Source organism: Streptomyces sp. NPDC057682 (assembly GCF_042799575.1).
In the GTDB taxonomy this organism is placed as follows: domain Bacteria; phylum Actinomycetota; class Actinomycetes; order Streptomycetales; family Streptomycetaceae; genus Streptomyces.
Window position 1 is genome coordinate 66,357 of sequence record NZ_JBHVIN010000012.1, and the last position, 15,991, is coordinate 82,347.

Annotated in this window: 13 protein-coding genes; 9 read left to right on the top strand and 4 right to left on the bottom strand. The window is 74.3% G+C overall.

Features of this window, described 5'->3' with window-relative positions; all coding sequences use genetic code 11:
• Window positions 1-252 precede the first annotated feature (252 nt).
• Window positions 253-3,135, top strand: a complete 2,883-nt coding sequence (locus ACFVDM_RS22320; protein ID WP_383642655.1) for an FAD-binding and (Fe-S)-binding domain-containing protein — start codon at window positions 253-255, stop codon at window positions 3,133-3,135.
• Here ACFVDM_RS22320 and ACFVDM_RS22325 read toward each other — a convergent pair.
• Together ACFVDM_RS22325 and ACFVDM_RS22330 are read right to left on the bottom strand one after the other, a co-directional pair.
• A complete protein-coding gene (locus ACFVDM_RS22325) occupies window positions 3,104-4,255 on the bottom strand; it encodes a serine hydrolase domain-containing protein (protein WP_383642658.1) in 1,152 nt (383 codons plus the stop codon). The two genes, ACFVDM_RS22320 and ACFVDM_RS22325, sit on opposite strands and share 32 nt — an antisense overlap.
• A 105-nt stretch (window positions 4,256-4,360) precedes the next feature.
• On the bottom strand, window positions 4,361-5,317 hold the full coding sequence (locus ACFVDM_RS22330; RefSeq protein ID WP_383642661.1) for a LysR family transcriptional regulator: 957 nt from the start codon (window positions 5,315-5,317) through the stop codon (window positions 4,361-4,363).
• Window positions 5,318-5,448: 131 nt separating this feature from the next.
• On the opposite strand from ACFVDM_RS22330, the gene ACFVDM_RS22335 reads away from it, so the two are divergent.
• Window positions 5,449-6,417, top strand: coding sequence for a DMT family transporter (locus ACFVDM_RS22335; RefSeq protein WP_383642664.1), 969 nt, complete (start codon window positions 5,449-5,451; stop codon window positions 6,415-6,417).
• A 16-nt stretch (window positions 6,418-6,433) separates the two neighbouring features.
• Here ACFVDM_RS22335 and ACFVDM_RS22340 read toward each other — a convergent pair whose 3' ends face one another.
• On the bottom strand, window positions 6,434-6,862 hold the full coding sequence (locus ACFVDM_RS22340; protein ID WP_383642667.1) for a nuclear transport factor 2 family protein: 429 nt from the start codon (window positions 6,860-6,862) through the stop codon (window positions 6,434-6,436).
• Between the two features lie 88 nt (window positions 6,863-6,950).
• Here ACFVDM_RS22340 and ACFVDM_RS22345 point away from each other — a divergent pair, with 88 nt between their 5' ends.
• Window positions 6,951-7,724 (top strand): helix-turn-helix domain-containing protein, encoded by a 774-nt coding sequence (locus ACFVDM_RS22345; RefSeq protein ID WP_383642669.1) that lies wholly within the window; start codon window positions 6,951-6,953, stop codon window positions 7,722-7,724.
• Between the two features lie 54 nt (window positions 7,725-7,778).
• Here ACFVDM_RS22345 and ACFVDM_RS22350 read toward each other — a convergent pair whose 3' ends face one another.
• Window positions 7,779-8,420, bottom strand: a complete 642-nt coding sequence (locus ACFVDM_RS22350) for a TetR/AcrR family transcriptional regulator (protein ID WP_383642672.1) — start codon at window positions 8,418-8,420, stop codon at window positions 7,779-7,781.
• 106 nt (window positions 8,421-8,526) lie between these two features.
• Here ACFVDM_RS22350 and ACFVDM_RS22355 point away from each other — a divergent pair, with 106 nt between their 5' ends.
• The 6 genes from ACFVDM_RS22355 (at window position 8,527) to ACFVDM_RS22380 (ending at window position 15,991) form a co-directional block, all read left to right on the top strand.
• Entirely contained in the window at window positions 8,527-9,408 is an 882-nt protein-coding gene (locus ACFVDM_RS22355) for an NmrA family NAD(P)-binding protein (RefSeq protein WP_383642675.1), read from the top strand.
• A gap of 141 nt (window positions 9,409-9,549) precedes the next feature.
• Window positions 9,550-10,713, top strand: a complete 1,164-nt coding sequence (locus ACFVDM_RS22360; protein WP_383642678.1) for a DUF3103 family protein — start codon at window positions 9,550-9,552, stop codon at window positions 10,711-10,713.
• A gap of 289 nt (window positions 10,714-11,002) precedes the next feature.
• Window positions 11,003-11,521, top strand: a complete 519-nt coding sequence (locus ACFVDM_RS22365; RefSeq protein WP_383642681.1) for a DinB family protein — start codon at window positions 11,003-11,005, stop codon at window positions 11,519-11,521.
• Between the two features lie 197 nt (window positions 11,522-11,718).
• Window positions 11,719-12,531 carry a TIGR03084 family metal-binding protein gene (locus ACFVDM_RS22370; protein WP_383642682.1) on the top strand — a complete coding sequence of 271 codons (813 nt, stop codon included), beginning with the start codon at window positions 11,719-11,721 and terminating at the stop codon, window positions 12,529-12,531.
• Window positions 12,532-12,653: 122 nt separating this feature from the next.
• Complete coding sequence (locus ACFVDM_RS22375) at window positions 12,654-14,396, top strand: acyclic terpene utilization AtuA family protein (RefSeq protein ID WP_383643229.1); 1,743 nt, start codon at window positions 12,654-12,656, stop codon at window positions 14,394-14,396.
• Complete coding sequence (locus tag ACFVDM_RS22380) at window positions 14,393-15,991, top strand: acyl-CoA carboxylase subunit beta (protein ID WP_383642685.1); 1,599 nt, start codon at window positions 14,393-14,395, stop codon at window positions 15,989-15,991. The genes ACFVDM_RS22375 and ACFVDM_RS22380 overlap by 4 nt, the downstream gene beginning before the upstream one ends.

Below are 15,991 nucleotides of genomic sequence, written 5' to 3' on the forward strand. Positions count from 1 at the left end.
CGGGACGATGGTCGTTCGGGTGATTCCGTACTGCAACGAGCAAATGCGACAACTGGAACAGACGATTCCCAGACAAGTCTCGGTCACTATATGAGAATTGACGATCTGTTTGGGAAGAACTTGTGGTGCTCTCTGTTCCCTTTGTGTTCCGGAGTCTGGCATTTCCGTACGCGGAAGCGTCATTCCGGGAAACCCGGGAGAACACGAGAGGCCCGCACCCGGTCCGGCGGGGCCGCGCGGCATGCTGGGGCGATGGCATCCGGAAACACTCCGAACCCCCGCGAATCCGGGGCACTCGCAGCCGCGCTGCGCGCCGCCGTCCGCGGCGACGTCGACCTCGGCCCCACCGCGCGGGCGCTCACCACGATGGACGCCTCCAACTACCGCCGCGTCCCGCTCGGCACCGTCGCCCCGCGCGACGCCGACGACATCGCCGCCGCACTCGCCGTCTGCCGCGAGCACGGCGTCCCCGTCGTCCCGCGCGGCGGCGGCACCTCCATCGCCGGACAGGCCACCGGCACCGGCGTCGTCCTCGACCTCACCCGCCATCTGCGCACGATCACCGCACTGGACCCGGAGGCCCGCACCGCCGTCGTCCGGCCCGGCGTGGTCCTCGACGACCTGCGGGCCGCCGCCGCCCCGTACGGCCTCACCTTCGGACCGGACCCCTCCACCCACAGCCGCTGCACCCTCGGCGGCATGATCGGCAACAACTCCTGCGGCGCCCACTCCGTCGCCTGGGGCACCACCGCCGACAACGTCCACGCCCTGACCGTCGCCCGCTACGGCGGCGGCACCCTGCGCCTGGAACCGGGCGCCGAGGGCCCGCCCGGCGTCCGCGAGCTCGTCGACGGCCACCTCGCCGCCCTGCGCACCCGCTTCCCCGAACTCCCGCGCCGCATCTCCGGATACGCGCTCGACGCCCTGCTCCCCGAACACGGCCGCGACCCCGTCCGCGCCTTCTGCGGCAGCGAGGGCACGCTCGGCGTCGTCACCGAGGCCGTCGTCCGGCTCGTCGACGCCCCCGCCGTCCGCGCCCTCGCCGTCCTCGGCTACGCCGACGAGACCGCCGCCGCCGAAGCCGCCCCCGGCCTCCTCCCGCACCACCCGCTCACCGTCGAGGGCATGGCCGCCGACCTCGTACCCGACCCGGCCGGACTGCCGCGCGGCGGCGCCTGGCTCTTCGCCGAGACCGGCGGCGCCACCCCCGCCGAGGCGCGCGCCCACGCCGAACGACTGGTGCGGGCCGCCGCGCCGGACACCGTCGACGCGGCCGTGGTCACCGACCCGGCCGGGCAGCGCGCCCTGTGGCGGATCCGGGAGGACGCGGCGGGCACCGCGACGCGCATGCCGGACGGCAGCGAAGCCTGGCCCGGCTGGGAGGACACCGCCGTCCCGCCCGCCCGGCTCGGCGGCTACCTCCGGGAGTTCCGCGCCCTGCTCGCCGCCCACGGACTGCGCGGCGCCCCGTACGGGCACTTCGGCGACGGCTGCATCCACGTCCGCATCGACTTCGACCTGCTCACCGCCCCCGGCGTGGCCCGCTTCCGCGCCTTCTCCGAGGACCTGGCCGACCTCGTCGTCGCCCACGGCGGCTCGCTCTCCGGCGAACACGGCGACGGCCAGGCCCGCGCCGAACTGCTCCCGAAGATGTACGGGGACGAACTCGTCGCCCTCTTCGCCCGGTTCAAGGACCTCTGGGACCCCGACGGCGGCATGAACCCGGGCATCCTCGCCCGCCCCGCCCGCCTGGACGACAACCTCCGCTTCGCCGTCCTGCCGCGCGAGCCCGTCGACGTCGCCTTCGGCTACCCGCACGACGGCGGCGACTTCTCCGCCGCCGTCCGCCGCTGCGTCGGCGTCGCCAAGTGCCGTACGGAGCAGGCCACCGGGCCCTCCGTGATGTGCCCCTCCTTCCGCGCCACCGGCGAGGAGGCCCACTCCACCCGGGGCCGGGCCCGGCTGCTCCACGAGATGCTGGCCGGGGACGCGGGCGGTGTGATCACGGACGGCTGGCGCTCCACCGAGGTGCGCGACGCGCTCGACCTCTGCCTCTCCTGCAAGGGCTGCCGCAGCGACTGCCCCGTGGGCGTCGACATGGCCACGTACAAAGCGGAGTTCCTGCACCACCACTACCGGGGACGGCTCCGCCCCGCCGCCCACTACGCCCTCGGCGGGCTGCCCCGCTGGCTGCGCCTCGCCGCACCCTTCGCGGGCCCGCTGAACGCGCTGGCCCGGATCCGCCCGCTCGCCGCCCTCGCCAAGCGGCTGGCCGGGATCGCGCCCGAGCGGGACATCCCGCCGCTGGCGAGGGAGACGTTCACGCGGTGGCTGAACCGGAAGTGGGGGAAGGGGACGTTCATCCTCTCCAACGACCAGGTCGCCTGGTTCTGGCCCGACACCTTCACCGAGCATCTGGCGCCGGAGGTCGGGCGGGCGGCGGTCCGGGTCGTGGAGGAGGCGACCGGCCGCCGGGTGATGACTGCCGCACGCGGGATGTGCTGCGGCCTCACCTACGTCTCGACGGGCCGGCTCGACCGGGCCCGCGCGGTGATGCGCCGCACCCTGGACCGGATGGAGCGCACCGTGGGCGACCCGATGGTCGTCCTGGAGCCGAGCTGCGCGGCGACGCTCCGCACCGACCTGCCCGAACTCCTCCCCGACGACCCGCGCGCCGCCGCGCTCGCCGCCACCGTTCACACCCTCGCCGAGTACCTGGAGAAGCACGCGCCCGACTGGGAGCCCCCGCGCCTGGACCGCCCGGTCACCGGCCAGACCCACTGCCACCAGCACGCCGTCCTCGGCGACGCCGCGGACCGGAGGCTGCGCGAACGGATGGGCCTGACCGGCGAACCGGAGGGCGGCTGCTGCGGACTCGCCGGCAACTTCGGCTTCGAGCGCGGCCACTGGGACATCTCCGTGGCCTGCGCCGAGGACCGTCTGCTGCCCGCCCTGCGCGCCGCGCCCCCGGACGCGGAGATCCTCGCGGACGGCATCTCCTGCCGGACCCAGCTGCACCAGTTGGCAGGGGTCCGGGCGAAGCACCTGGCGGAACTGCTGGCGGAGGGGCTGGAGGAGACGCCGGCGGGGGAGCCGGAGGGGCCTACGCGCGGGCCGCGTCCACCACGGCCCTGACCAGCCGGACGTTCTCGGGGGCCGAGCCGCCCGGATAGGTGTGGCGGCGCCGGGTGTAGCCGTACGCGATGCCGCTCGCCGGATCGGCGAACGCCTGCGCACCGGCCGCCCCGCAGTGCCCGTACGCGTCCGTGCCCAGCTCCGGATGGTCCTCGGAGGGGCGCTCGAAGCCCAGCCCGAAGTGGTCCGTCTGCTCGGTCACCAGATCGGTCCCGGTCAGTCCGGGCCGGGCGAACTCGGCGCGCGTCTCCGGCTTGAGGAGGGCGGGCAGCCCCGCGAACTCCCCGAGCGTGGCCGCGTACATCCCGGCCAGCCCGCGCGCCGAGGCGACCGCGCCCGCCGAGGCCTGGCCGAGCGCCCGGACGGCGGGCCGGTTGATCCACTCGGTCAGGTCGAGGTGCGCGTGGAAGGAGACCGCGCGCAGGCTCTCCGGATCGGCCGGCCTGGCGGCCATCTCGGCCGCCTGCGCGGGCGTCGGGTTCAGCGGGCGGACGGGCAGGAAGCGCGGCTCCAGCCCGGCCGGCTGCCCCAGAAAGACGTCAAGTCCGTACGGGGCGCGGACCCGCTCCTCGAACAGCTCCTGGAGCGTGCGCCCGGTGGCCCGCAGGACCACCTCGCCGGTCAGCGCGCCGATGACCAGCGCGTGGTACCCGTACGCCGCACCGGGCTCCCAGAACGGCGCCCGCCCCGCCAGCCGCGCCGCCAGCACCCGGTCGTCCGCCAGCTCCTCGGCCGTGAAGCCCTCCTTCACCCCGATCAGCCCGGCCCGGTGGCCCAGCAGCTCGCGCAGGGTCAGCCGGTCCTTGCCCTCCGCGGCGAACTCCGGCCAGTACGAGGCGACCGTACGGTCCAGTTCCAGGGTGCCGTCCTGCACCAGCAGCGCGACCACCAGATGCGCGGCCCCCTTCGTGCACGAGTACACGGCCGGCAGCGAATCGCCGTCCACCCCGTCCCCGGCCCACAGATCGACGACCGGCTCCCCGTCCTTGTACACGGCCAGCTGGCTCCCCGGCTCGTTGTGCTCCTCCGCGAGCACGGCCCGGAACTCCTCCCGCACACCCTCATAACCCTCGGCCACGGTGCCGTGCACGGTGATCCCGCCGGAATGCCCGTTCGTCATGGTGTCCCCCCTGTACGGCGCGTCCCTCGCGCAGTCTCCGGAGGGGGCAACGGCCGGGCGGGGCGGGGAAATTCCTTGATCGGCCCGTCCGCCCCGGCCCCGGTCTCAGCCGTCCCCGTCCTCCGCGACGATCTCCCGGGCCAGGGCGGCGAGGAGGGGGAGGGCGGGGTGGCCCGGGGCGTCGCGGCGGGCGAGGAGGACGGGGAGGGGCGGGGCGTCGGTCAGGGGGCGGAAGGCGACTCCGGGGCGGGGGTGCATGCCGGCCGTGGAGGCGGCGGAGACGCCGGTGCCGCGGCCGGCGGCGATGGCGGTCAGCCAGTCGTCGGTGTTGGCCACGGTGAGGGTGGCCCGGGGGCGGGCGGCCGGCGGCCACAGGCCGGGGGTGGTGGTGCCGGAGACGGTGTTGAGGACGACGGTGCCGGAGGCGAGGTCGGCGAGGCGGAGGGTGGTGCGGGCGGCGAGGGGGCCGTCCGCGGCGACGGCGGCCACGCGCTCCTCCTCGTACAGCAGCTCCGTGACGAGCCCGGGGGTCTCGACGGGGCCGCGCAGGACGGCGGCGTCGACCTCGCCGCGGGCGAGGCCGGCGGTGCGGTCGTCGACGCGGCGCAGTTCCAGCGGGATGCCGGGGTGGCGTTCCTGCCAGCGGCGCAGCAGCGGCGTGGTGTGGCGGCCGAACGCGGACCAGGCGTGGCCGATCCGCAGCGGGCGGCGGTGCGGGCCGCCCGGGTCGACGGCCTCGTCGAAGGCCGCGACCGCCGCGGTGGCCCGGTCACGGAAGGCGATGCCGTCGGGGGTGAGGGCGAGGTGGTGGGTGGAGCGGTCGACGAGCCGGAGGCCGAGGCGCTGCTCCAGGGCGGCGAGGGTGCGCGAGACGGCGGGCTGGGTGAGCCCGAGCCGGGCGGCGGCCCGGGTGATGCCGCCCTCGTCGGCCACGGCCAGGAAGGCGCGCAGATGACGGATCTCGATGGCGGAGGCGTTCCGTCCGCGCAGGGCCCCGGGGCCGGTGTTCTCCTCGTGCTGACCGCTCATGCGCGCGAAGCATAACGAGAGCGAGATCGGCATTTCACGTGCCGCGCGGTGGTGCCTACCTTGGAGGAACGTGCCGCACCGGCTGGGTGCAGTATCTTCAATGAGGTAGTGCACTATGTTGCACTGCTTCATCGACTCTGAGACCCCAGAAGGACAGGCCCCGGGTGAACGACCAGCGAACCGCCGCAGCACCGGCCCCGGACGTCGCCGCCCCCGAGGCGGTCACCGTCCCCGAGGCCGCCACCGCCCTCGACGGCGCCCCCCGCGCCACCGGGCGGCGCGCGGCCCTCGCGCCGGTGGCGCTGGTGGTCGCGGGCGGCCTCTCCGTCCAGTTCGGCTCGGCGATCGCGGTGCTGCTGATGCCGAGGGCCGGTGCGCTCGGCGTCGTCACGCTGCGGCTCGCCGCCGCCGCGCTCGTGCTCCTCGTCGTCTGCCGCCCCAGGCTGCGCGGCCACTCGCGGGCCGACTGGGGCACCGTGCTGGCCTTCGGCCTGGCCATGGCCGCCATGAACACGCTCTTCTACCAGGCCGCCGACCGCATCCCGCTGGGCGCCGCCGTCACCCTGGAGGTGCTGGGCCCGCTCGCCCTCTCGGTCGTCGCCTCCCGCCGTCTGGTCAACGTCGTCTGGGCCGGGCTCGCCCTGGCCGGAGTCGCCCTGCTGAGCGGCGGGGGCTTCGACCGGCTCGATCCGGCCGGTGCGGCGTTCGCCCTGGCCGCCGGTGCCATGTGGGCGGCGTACATCGTCTTCAGCGCCCGCACCGGACGCCGCTTCCCCCAGGCCGACGGACTGGCCCTGGCGATGGGCGTCGCCGCCGTCCTCACGGTGCCGCTCGGCGTCATCGAGTCCGGATCGAAGCTCCTGGTCCCCTCCACCCTCGGTCTGGGCGCCGCCGTCGCCCTCCTCAGCTCCGTCCTCCCGTACACCCTCGAACTCATCGCCCTGCGCCGCCTGCCCGCCCCCACCTTCGCGATCCTGATGAGCCTGGAACCCGCGATCGCGGCCACGGCGGGCTTCCTCGTCCTCGATCAGGCCCTGTCCACGACGGACGCCCTGGCCATCGCGCTCGTCATCGGGGCGAGCATGGGCGCGGTACGGAGCCAGGTGCGAGGGGCGCGGGCGCGGAAGGACTGAGGCCCCTCCCCGTACGTCAACGGAGCGGTTCGGGCTCCCACCAGCGCAGATGGGCCGCCGCCCGGTCCACCGGCTCGATCGTCTCCCAGCCCTCCGCGATCAGCCCCGCCTCGATCCGCCAGATGTCGACGACGGCGACGGCCGGACCGCCGGGCAGGGTGCGGTGCGAATGCACGACCACGTGGTCGCCGTCGGCCAGCAGATGACGCACCTCCACCCGCATTCCGGCGAGCGGGGCGAGGGCGGCGTCGACGGCGGCCAGCCATTGCGTCCTCGTCGAGTCGTGGCCGTCGGGCCGGTGGTGGACGAAGTCCTCGGCGAGCAGGGGCGCGAGCCCGTCGGAGCTGCCGGTCTCGACGAGGGCGGTGAGAGCCCGTGCGACGAGGTCCTTGTTCCGGTCGGTGGGGCGGGGGCCGGTGGCGGATGTGCTCTCTGTCGTCTCCATGGGAAAAGTCTTCGTCCGGCCGGGCGCGGATGTCGATGACATGGCATGTCATGGCCCGCGGCCGTGCGGGCCGGTACGGTCGCTGACCATGCACACCGTCGGGGAACTCCTGCGGCAGTGGCGCGGGCGCCGGGGACTCAGCCAGCTCGCCCTGGCGCTGGCGGCGGACGTCTCGCCCCGCCACGTCAGCCTGGTCGAGACGGGCCGGACCCGGCCGAGCGCGGCCATGGTCCTGCGGCTGGCCGAGCAGCTGGACGTACCGCTGCGGGACCGCAACCGGCTGCTGCTCGCGGCCGGCTTCGCACCCCGGTACGCGGAGCGCCCCCTCGACGACGCCGCGCTCGCGGCGGCCCGCCGGGCGGTCGACCGGGTGCTGCGCGCCCATGAGCCGTATCCGGCGCTGGCCTTCGACCGCCACTGGAACATCCTGCGGACCAACCGCGCGGTCGCCCCCTTCCTCGCGGGCGTCGATCCCGCGCTGCTGCGCCCGCCGGTCAACCTGATCCGCCTCGGCCTGGACCCGCGCGGCTTCGCCCCGCTCGTGGTCAACCTGGCCGATGTGCGCAAGGTCTTCCGCGCCCGCGTGGGCCGCCAACTGGCCGCGGCCCCCGACGCCGGTCTGGCCGCGCTGTACGAGGAGCTGCTGGCGCCGGGGAGCGAGGAGGCGGCCGAGGGTCCTTCGATCGCGGACGGCTGCGACGTCGTCATCCCGATGATCCTGCGTATCGGCGGTCGCGAACTGCGGCTCTTCTCGACGGTCACCACCTTCGGCACACCGATGGACATCACGCTCGACGAGGTCGCGATCGAGCTGTACTACCCGGCGGACGAGGAGAGCGCCGCGCAGTTCGGGGGCCGCTGAGCGCCGTACGCGGGTGCGGGCCGCGCGAGGAACGGCTCCCGGCCCTCCCCGTGATCAGGGACCTTCGCCGCGGTCCTGTCCCGCCGCCGCGGCCCTGCCCCGTGCCGGGGCATGGATGCCGTCCGGGACCGGCACGCAACCCGGGGTCAGCATGCCGTCCAGGGTCAGCGCGACGAGCCGGTCCGCCTGTGCGGGGCTCATGTGCTCACGGGTCCAGGCGGCGGCGTTCATCAGGGCGAACACGTCGGCGCCGGTCACGTCGCGGCGGAGGGCGCCGGCCGCGCGGGCGATCAGCCGCTCGCTCGTTTCGGTCATGCGCACGCAGGAGGCGTGGAGTTCGGACGCCTCGTCGTCCAGGCCGTCGGCCAGCACGGCGGCCAGCCCCTGGTACGCGGCGGCGTGCTCGACCACCAGATGCACCCACTGGATGAGCGCCTGCGGCGGGACCTCGGTGAGGAGCCGCTGCCCGCGTTCGAGAAGGGACCGGGTGCGGTCGCTCAGGAGCGCGGAGACGAGGGCGCGGCGGGTGGGGAAGTGGCCGTACAGCGTGCCGACCGCGACACCGGCGCGCCTCGCGATGCCTTCCAGCGACGCGTCCGTGCCCTGCTCGCGGAAGACGGCATCGGCCTCGGCCAGGAGGCGGTCGCGATTGCGCCGGGCGTCGGCGCGCGGCCTGCGGCGCGGGGGTTCGGTCATCCTCGGGCGCTCCTTGATAGATCGAGGGTGCCTCGGGTTAACTTTTCCCGAGGGCCCCTCAGGTTAGTCGCTCAGGGGTCGCCGCACGCGTTCGAGGGGGATGTACGTGATCTTGGTGACGGGGGCCACCGGCTCCATCGGCGCTTCGCTGGTACGGCAGTTGCGTGATTCCGGGACCGCGTTCCGTGCGCTGGTCCGCGACGGGAGCAAGGGGCGGGCGCTGGGGTGCGACTTCGCCGTCGGGGACTTCGACGACCCGGAGTCGATCGCGGTGGCGCTCGACGGGGTGGACCGGCTGTTCCTCAACGGCTCCGGCGTGGAACCGGTGGGCGGGAAGCGGGCCATGGTCCGCCGGCAGACAGCCGTGATCGACGCGGCGCGTGAGGCCGGTGTCGCGCACGTGGTGAAGGTGTCGGTCTGGCACGCGCGTCAAGGAGCACGGCTTTCCCAGGGGGCGCACGGGGAGGTCGACGCGTATCTGGAGGCGTCCGGCCCCGCCTGGTCGCTGCTGCGGCCCGCCGGTTTCATGCAGAACTTCCTCGCGCCGGGAGCGTATACGCCCGAGGGGGACCTGATCAGCAGTTACGGGGACACGCCGGTGTCCCACATCGACTGCCACGACATCGCGGCCTGTGCGGCCGCCCTGCTGACCGGGGAGGCGGGCCGTGGGGAGGCGTTCGTCCTCACCGGCCCGGAGGCGCTCACCGATGCCGAGGTCGCCGACAGGATCTCGGCCGCGCTGGGCCGGACCGTGGCCCGCGCGGAACTGCCCCCCGGCGCCCTGGTGGCGGCCATGACGGCGCAGGGGATGCCGCGCCGGTTCGCCGAGGACCTCGCCGTTCTGGTCGGGGAGGTCGTCTCCGGTTCCCAGTCCGGAGTCACCGCCTCGGTGCGCGAACTCACCGGCCGTCCGCCCCGTACGGTCGACGACTTCCTGGCGGCCAACCTTCCGGCGCTGAGGGCTGCGGCTGTCCCGCCGGTGGTCTGAGCCGGGCGCGGCCGGGGCGGCGTGTTTGGGGCGGGCTTGACGTGTACATGAATCTGGTCGGGGTCTACTCGCATAGATCAGCGAGTGGCCCGCCCCACGCAGTACCCCCCACGTGCTCCACTCATTCGACAGGAGATCGTCTTGAGTGCAACGACATCGCTGCGCGCGACCCTCATCGGGGTCGTGCTGTCCGCGACGGCCCTGATACCCCTCCAGGGAACCGCGTCCGCAGCACCGAACGGCCACGCCGGAACGACCGCGGTCCCGGCCGCCGCCACCGCCCCGGTCGCCGGCATCGAGGACGCGACCGCCCACGCCCTGGCGGGCTCCCTCGCGGACCCCGCCTGGCGGAGACAGGTGCGCAACGCCGTCCTTGCCGAGGACTCGGTGGACCTCCGGGCGCTCACCGGCGCCTCCGCCACTTCGGCCGGCAGGCGCCTGGCCGCCGGGGTCGCCGCGGCCGACCGGGACGCCGCCGCGGCCAAGGGGCTGGGCGCCGGGGCCGGTTCACTGCTGCGGGTGCGGCTGGCCGATCCGTCGATGGAGGCGCGGCTGGCAGGCGGGACCGCCCCGTGGGTGGCGGCGGCCCCGTCCGACGACGACGGCGCCGCGATCACCGCGTACGACAGTTCCGGCACCGCCCACGCGCTGTCCGCCGACGCCGTACCGGACCGCCCCGTCCTCGTGGTCGGCGTCGACGGGGCCAAGGCCGTCACCGAGGGGATGAAGGTCGTCGACAAGGCGCTGAAGGCCCGGGGACTCGCCGTCCCGGCCCCGGCGGCCGAGGTGGCCCCCACCGCGTCGGCGTCCGCGACGGGCATCGACACCACCCTGATCAACTCGGTCCGCGTCTCCGACGTCAAGGAGCCGTGGATCAAGGGCGACGCCGAGATCTTCACCCTCGTCACCGGCTTCGGGACCGACGGCAAACCGCGCGTGGACACCGTCGAGATGCCGTACCTGAACGACGAGGACACCACGTACTACCCGAACCAGGTCCTCGTGAACTGGTCGAACTACAAGTACGACATGGCCGACGCGGTCATGATGGAGGACGACGGGGACACCAACTACCAGGCCCTGGCCAAGGCCATCGTCACCGTCCTGCTCACCATCACCGACCAGGGCGCCTACATCCCGCTCGCCGATGCCCTCCTGGACGCCATTCCCGCCTCCTGGTGGACCGACGACCCGGACTACGTCGACTCCTGGTACACCCTGGCCAGGACCACCAGCGGCACGCGCAACGGCGCGGCGGCCAACGGCTGGATCAACGTCTCCCCGTACCACGTCCCGGCACTCTGACCCGGACCCGCTCCACCCGGGCCGGGGCGGCACCCGCACTCCGGTGCCCCGCCCCGGCCCGGTACCTCTCGATCCGGCACCCGCACTCCGTCGGCCGCCCCCCGGCCCGGCGCAGCACGTCTCGGCCCGGCCACTCTCGTCCCGCCCCGGCGCAGCACGTCTCGGCCCGTCCCGTCCCGGCCCGGCGACCGCGCCCCACCCCCTGACCGGCGGACCGGTCCCCCTGATCATCCGGCGGGCCTCCCTCCCCGAACCTAGGCTGGCGGAAGAGCCGACCTGGAGGGACCTCATGACGGAACGCGACGATCTGCTCGCGCTCATGACCGACCAGCGCACCAACTTCCTGTTCACCCTGGCCGACCTCGACGACGCCGGGGCCCGCGCCCGCACCACCGTCAGCGAACTGACCCTCGGCGGTCTCCTCAAACACCTCGGCCAGGTCCAGCGCACCTGGCTCGCCGTGGTCGACGGCACCGCTCCCGCCCGGGTGGAGTGGGCCGACCTCGACCCCGACGGCAACCGCATGACCGCCACCGACACCCTGCCCGCCCTGCGCACCGCCTTCGACGAGGCCGCCGCCGCCTTCGACCGCACCGTCCGCGACGAGCCCGACCTCGACCGCGAGGTGACCCTCCCGGCCTACCCCTGGTCCCCGCCCGTCCCCGTCGTCCGGACCGTCCGCCACGTCCTCTGGCACATCTTCCGCGAGATCGCCCACCACAGCGGCCACGCCGACATCGTCCGCGAGGCCCTGGACGGCGCGAGCACCACGGCGAAGATGGCGGAGGCAGCGTCGAAGGGGCGGTAGGGCCCGCATTCGTCGAGGGGGCCGTAGTCGCACGCTGTGCGGGTACGGCCCCTTTTCCGTGCCTGCTGCCCCGTCCGCAGGCTCCCCGTTCGCGAGCAGGGCGGCGGGAATCAGAAAACCATGCAAGCGCGCTTGCTTGTTTTCCGTGCCCCTGGCAGGCTCCGGTGCACACCGCACCGCCCCGAGGGGAGCGCACCGTGTCCGAAGTCGCAGCCGTGCTCGATGATCTGCGCAGGGAGAGCGAGGAACTCGATCTGCTGGTAGCGGAGTTGAGCGCGTCGCAATGGGCGGGGGAGACGCCCGCCGAGGGGTGGACGATCGCCCATCAAGTGGCGCATCTGAGCTGGACGGACGGGGTCGCGCTGAAGGCGGTCACCGATCCGGAGGGGTTCGGGGACGAGGTCGAGAAGGCGCTGGCGGATCCCGAGGGGTTCGTGGACCGGGCGGCCGAGGAGGTGCGCGCGGCGTATGCGCCGGAGGCGCTGCTCGTGCGCTGGCGGGAGGGGCGCGAGCGCTTGCAGGAGGTGTTGCGGGCGGCGCCGGAGGGGACGCGGTTCCCCTGGTACGGGCCGCCGATGAGCGTGGCGTCGATGGCGACCGGGCGGCTCATGGAGACCTGGGCCCACGGACAGGACATCGCCGACGCGCTCGGTGTCACCCGCGCCCCCACCCCCCGGCTGCGGCATGTCGCGCGCATCGGGGTCCGGGCCCGCGACTACGCCTTCCTCGTCCATGGGAAGCCCGCACCCGCCGAACCGTTCCGGGTCGAACTGATCGCCCCGGACGGCGCGTTGATCGCCTTCGGGCCCGAGGGCGCCGCCCAGCGCGTGACCGGGCCGCTCCACGACTTCTGCCTGCTCGTCACCCAGCGCGCCCACCGTGACGACCTCGCCGTCCGGGCCGAGGGGGCCGACGCCGACGCCTGGCTCGACATCGCGCAGTCCTTCGCCGGGCCCGCCGGGACGGGCCGCGCCCCCGGGTCCGGCAGCGCCTCCGGAGCCGGCCGGTGACGGGGGACGGTGCGGACAGCGGCACCGGTGCACCGCCCATTCCACCCCCGCCGCCCCCTGCGGCCTCGCCCCAGACGCCCCCGGCCCCCGCCTCCCCGCCCCCGACGCCCCCGCCCCTCCGTATCGGCAACGCCTCCGGTTTCTACGGCGACCGCTTCGACGCCCTGCGCGAGATGCTCACCGGCGGGCCGCTCGACGTGGTCACCGGTGACTATCTGGCCGAGCTGACCATGCTCATCCTCGGCCGCAGCCGGCTGAAGGACCCCGCGCGCGGGTACGCGACCACGTTTCTGCGGCAGTTGGAGGAGGGGCTGGGCCTCGCCCATGAGCGCGGCGTGCGGATCGTCGCCAATGCGGGCGGGCTCAACCCGGCCGGGCTGGCGGACGCGGTGCGGGAGCTGGCGGACAAGGTCGGGGTTCCGGTGCGCGTCGCGCATGTCGAGGGGGACGCCCTGCCCGTACCGGACGGCTACCTCACCGCCAACGCGTACCTCGGCGGCGCCGGCATCGCCGCCTGTCTGCGGGCCGGGGCCGATGTCGTCGTCACCGGCCGGGTCACCGACGCGGCCCTCGTCACCGGGCCCGCCGCCGCCCACTTCGGCTGGGGGCCCGGGGACCACGACGCGCTCGCCGGGGCCGTCGTCGCCGGACACGTCCTGGAGTGCGGGACACAGGCGACCGGCGGCAACTACTCCTTCTTCCGCGACCACGACGTGCGCCGCCCCGGCTTCCCCGTCGCCGAGATCCACGCCGACGGCAGCGCGGTCGTCACCAAGCACGAGGGGACCGGCGGCGTCGTCGACCTCGGCACGGTCACCGCGCAGCTCCTGTACGAGACCGGCGGCGCCCGGTACGCGGGCCCCGACGTCACCGCCCGGCTCGACACCGTACGGCTGACGCAGGACGGGCCGGACCGGGTCAGGATCTCCGGGGTGCGCGGCGAGGCCCCGCCGCCCACGCTCAAGGCCGGGCTCACCCGGCTCGGCGGCTGGCGCAACGAGGTCGTCTTCGTCCTCACCGGGCTCGGCATCGACGCCAAGGCGCGGCTGGTGAAGGACCAGTTCGCGGACGCCTTCGCGCGCGCCGGGCGACGGCCGGAGGAGGTGCGGTGGGAGCTGGCCCGCACCGACCGGCCCGACGCCGCCACCGAGGAGACCGCCAGCGCCCTGCTCCGGCTCGTCGTCCGCGACCGGGACCCCGACGCCGTCGGCCGCACCGTGTCCGGCGCCGCCGTCGAACTCGCCCTCGGCAGCTACCCCGGCTTCCACGTCACCGCCCCGCCCGGAAAGGGCGCGCCCTACGGGGTGTTCGAGGCCCGTTCCGTACCGGCGGGGGAGGTGGAGCACATCGCCGTGCTGCCCGACGGGACCCGGGAGGTCATCGAACCAGCCGTGCGGAACCGTGAGTTGGCCGAAGTCGAGGCGCCGCCCCTGCCCGCGCCGCCCGCCCCCGGGCCCACCCGCCGCGCCCCCCTCGGGTCCGTCGCCGGGGCCCGCAGCGGCGACAAGGGCGGGGACGCCAACGTCGGCGTCTGGGTGCGCGAGGACGCGGCCTGGCCGTGGCTGGCGCACACGCTGACCGTCGAGCGCTTCCGGGCTCTCCTCCCCGAGACCGCCGGGCTCGCCGTCGTACGCCACGTCCTGCCGAACCTGCGCGCGCTGAACTTCACCGTCCACGGACTCCTCGGCGAGGGCGTCGCCGCCCAGCACCGCTTCGACCCGCAGGCCAAGGCGGTCGGGGAGTGGCTGCGCGCCCGCGAGCTGGAGATACCCGTGACCCTGCTGGAACCGGAGGACCCGCCGGACGGCGCCCCACCCGCCGCACCGGACGGCCCGGCCGACACCGCACCGGAGGACCCCGTATGACCGTCCTGCCCACCGGGCTCGACACCGCGAGTCCCGACTACGCGGCGAACCGGGCCGCGATGCTCGACAAACTCGCCGAACTCGACGCCGCCCACGCCAAGGCACTGGAGGGCGGCGGCGAGAAGTACACCGAACGGCACCGCAAGCGCGGCAAGCTGCTCGCCCGCGAACGCATCGAGCTGCTGGTCGACCGCGACACCCCGTTCCTGGAGCTGTCTCCGCTCGCCGCCTGGGGGAGCGATTACGCGGTGGGCGCCTCACTCGTCACCGGGATCGGTGTCGTCGAGGGCGTGGAATGCCTGATCACGGCCAACGACCCGACCGTACGCGGCGGCGCCTCCAACCCGTGGACGCTGAAGAAGGCCCTGCGCGCCAATGAGATCGCCTTCGCCAACCGGCTGCCCGTGATCAGCCTGGTCGAGTCCGGCGGCGCCGATCTGCCGTCGCAGAAGGAGATCTTCATCCCCGGCGGGGCGCTCTTCCGCGATCTGACCCGGCTCTCCGCCGCCGGCATCCCCACCGTGGCCGTCGTCTTCGGCAACTCCACCGCCGGAGGCGCGTACGTCCCCGGCATGTCCGACCACACCGTCATGATCAAGGAGCGCTCCAAGGTCTTCCTCGGCGGCCCGCCCCTGGTCAAGATGGCCACCGGCGAGGAGAGCGACGACGAATCGCTCGGCGGCGCCGGGATGCACGCCCGCACCTCCGGCCTCGCCGACCACTTCGCCGTGGACGAACAGGACGCGCTGCGCCAGGCCCGCCGGATCGTCGCCCGGCTCAACCACCGCAAGGCGCACCCCGATCCGGGCCCCGCCGCACCGCCGAAGTACGACGAGGACGAGCTGATCGGCATCGTGCCCGGGGACCTCAAGATCCCCTTCGACCCGCGCGAGGTCATCGCCCGGCTCGTCGACGGCTCGGACTTCGACGCGTTCAAACCGCTGTACGGGACGAGCCTGGTCACCGGCTGGGCGCGGCTGCACGGCTACCCCGTCGGCATCCTCGCCAACGCCCAGGGCGTGCTGTTCAGCGAGGAGTCGCAGAAGGCCGCGCAGTTCATCCAGCTCGCCAACCAGCGCGACATCCCGCTGCTCTTCCTGCACAACACCACCGGTTACATGGTCGGCAGGGAGTACGAGCAGGGCGGCATCATCAAGCACGGCGCGATGATGATCAACGCGGTGTCCAACTCGAAGGTCCCGCACCTCTCGGTCCTCATGGGCGCCTCCTACGGCGCCGGGCACTACGGCATGTGCGGCCGGGCGTACGATCCGCGCTTCCTGTTCGCCTGGCCCGGCAGCAAGTCCGCCGTCATGGGCCCCCAGCAGCTCGCCGGGGTGCTCTCGCTGGTGGCCCGCGCCTCCGCCGCCGCGAAGGGGCGGCCGTACGACGACGACGCGGACGCCGCGCTGCGCGCCATGGTCGAGCAGCAGATCGAGTCCGAGTCGCTGCCGATGTTCCTGTCCGGGCGGCTGTACGACGACGGGGTCATCGACCCGCGTGACACCCGGACCGTCCTGGGGATGTGCCTGTCCGCCATCCACACCGCACCGGTCGAGGGCGCCCGTGGCGGCTTCGGCGTCTTCCGGATGTGA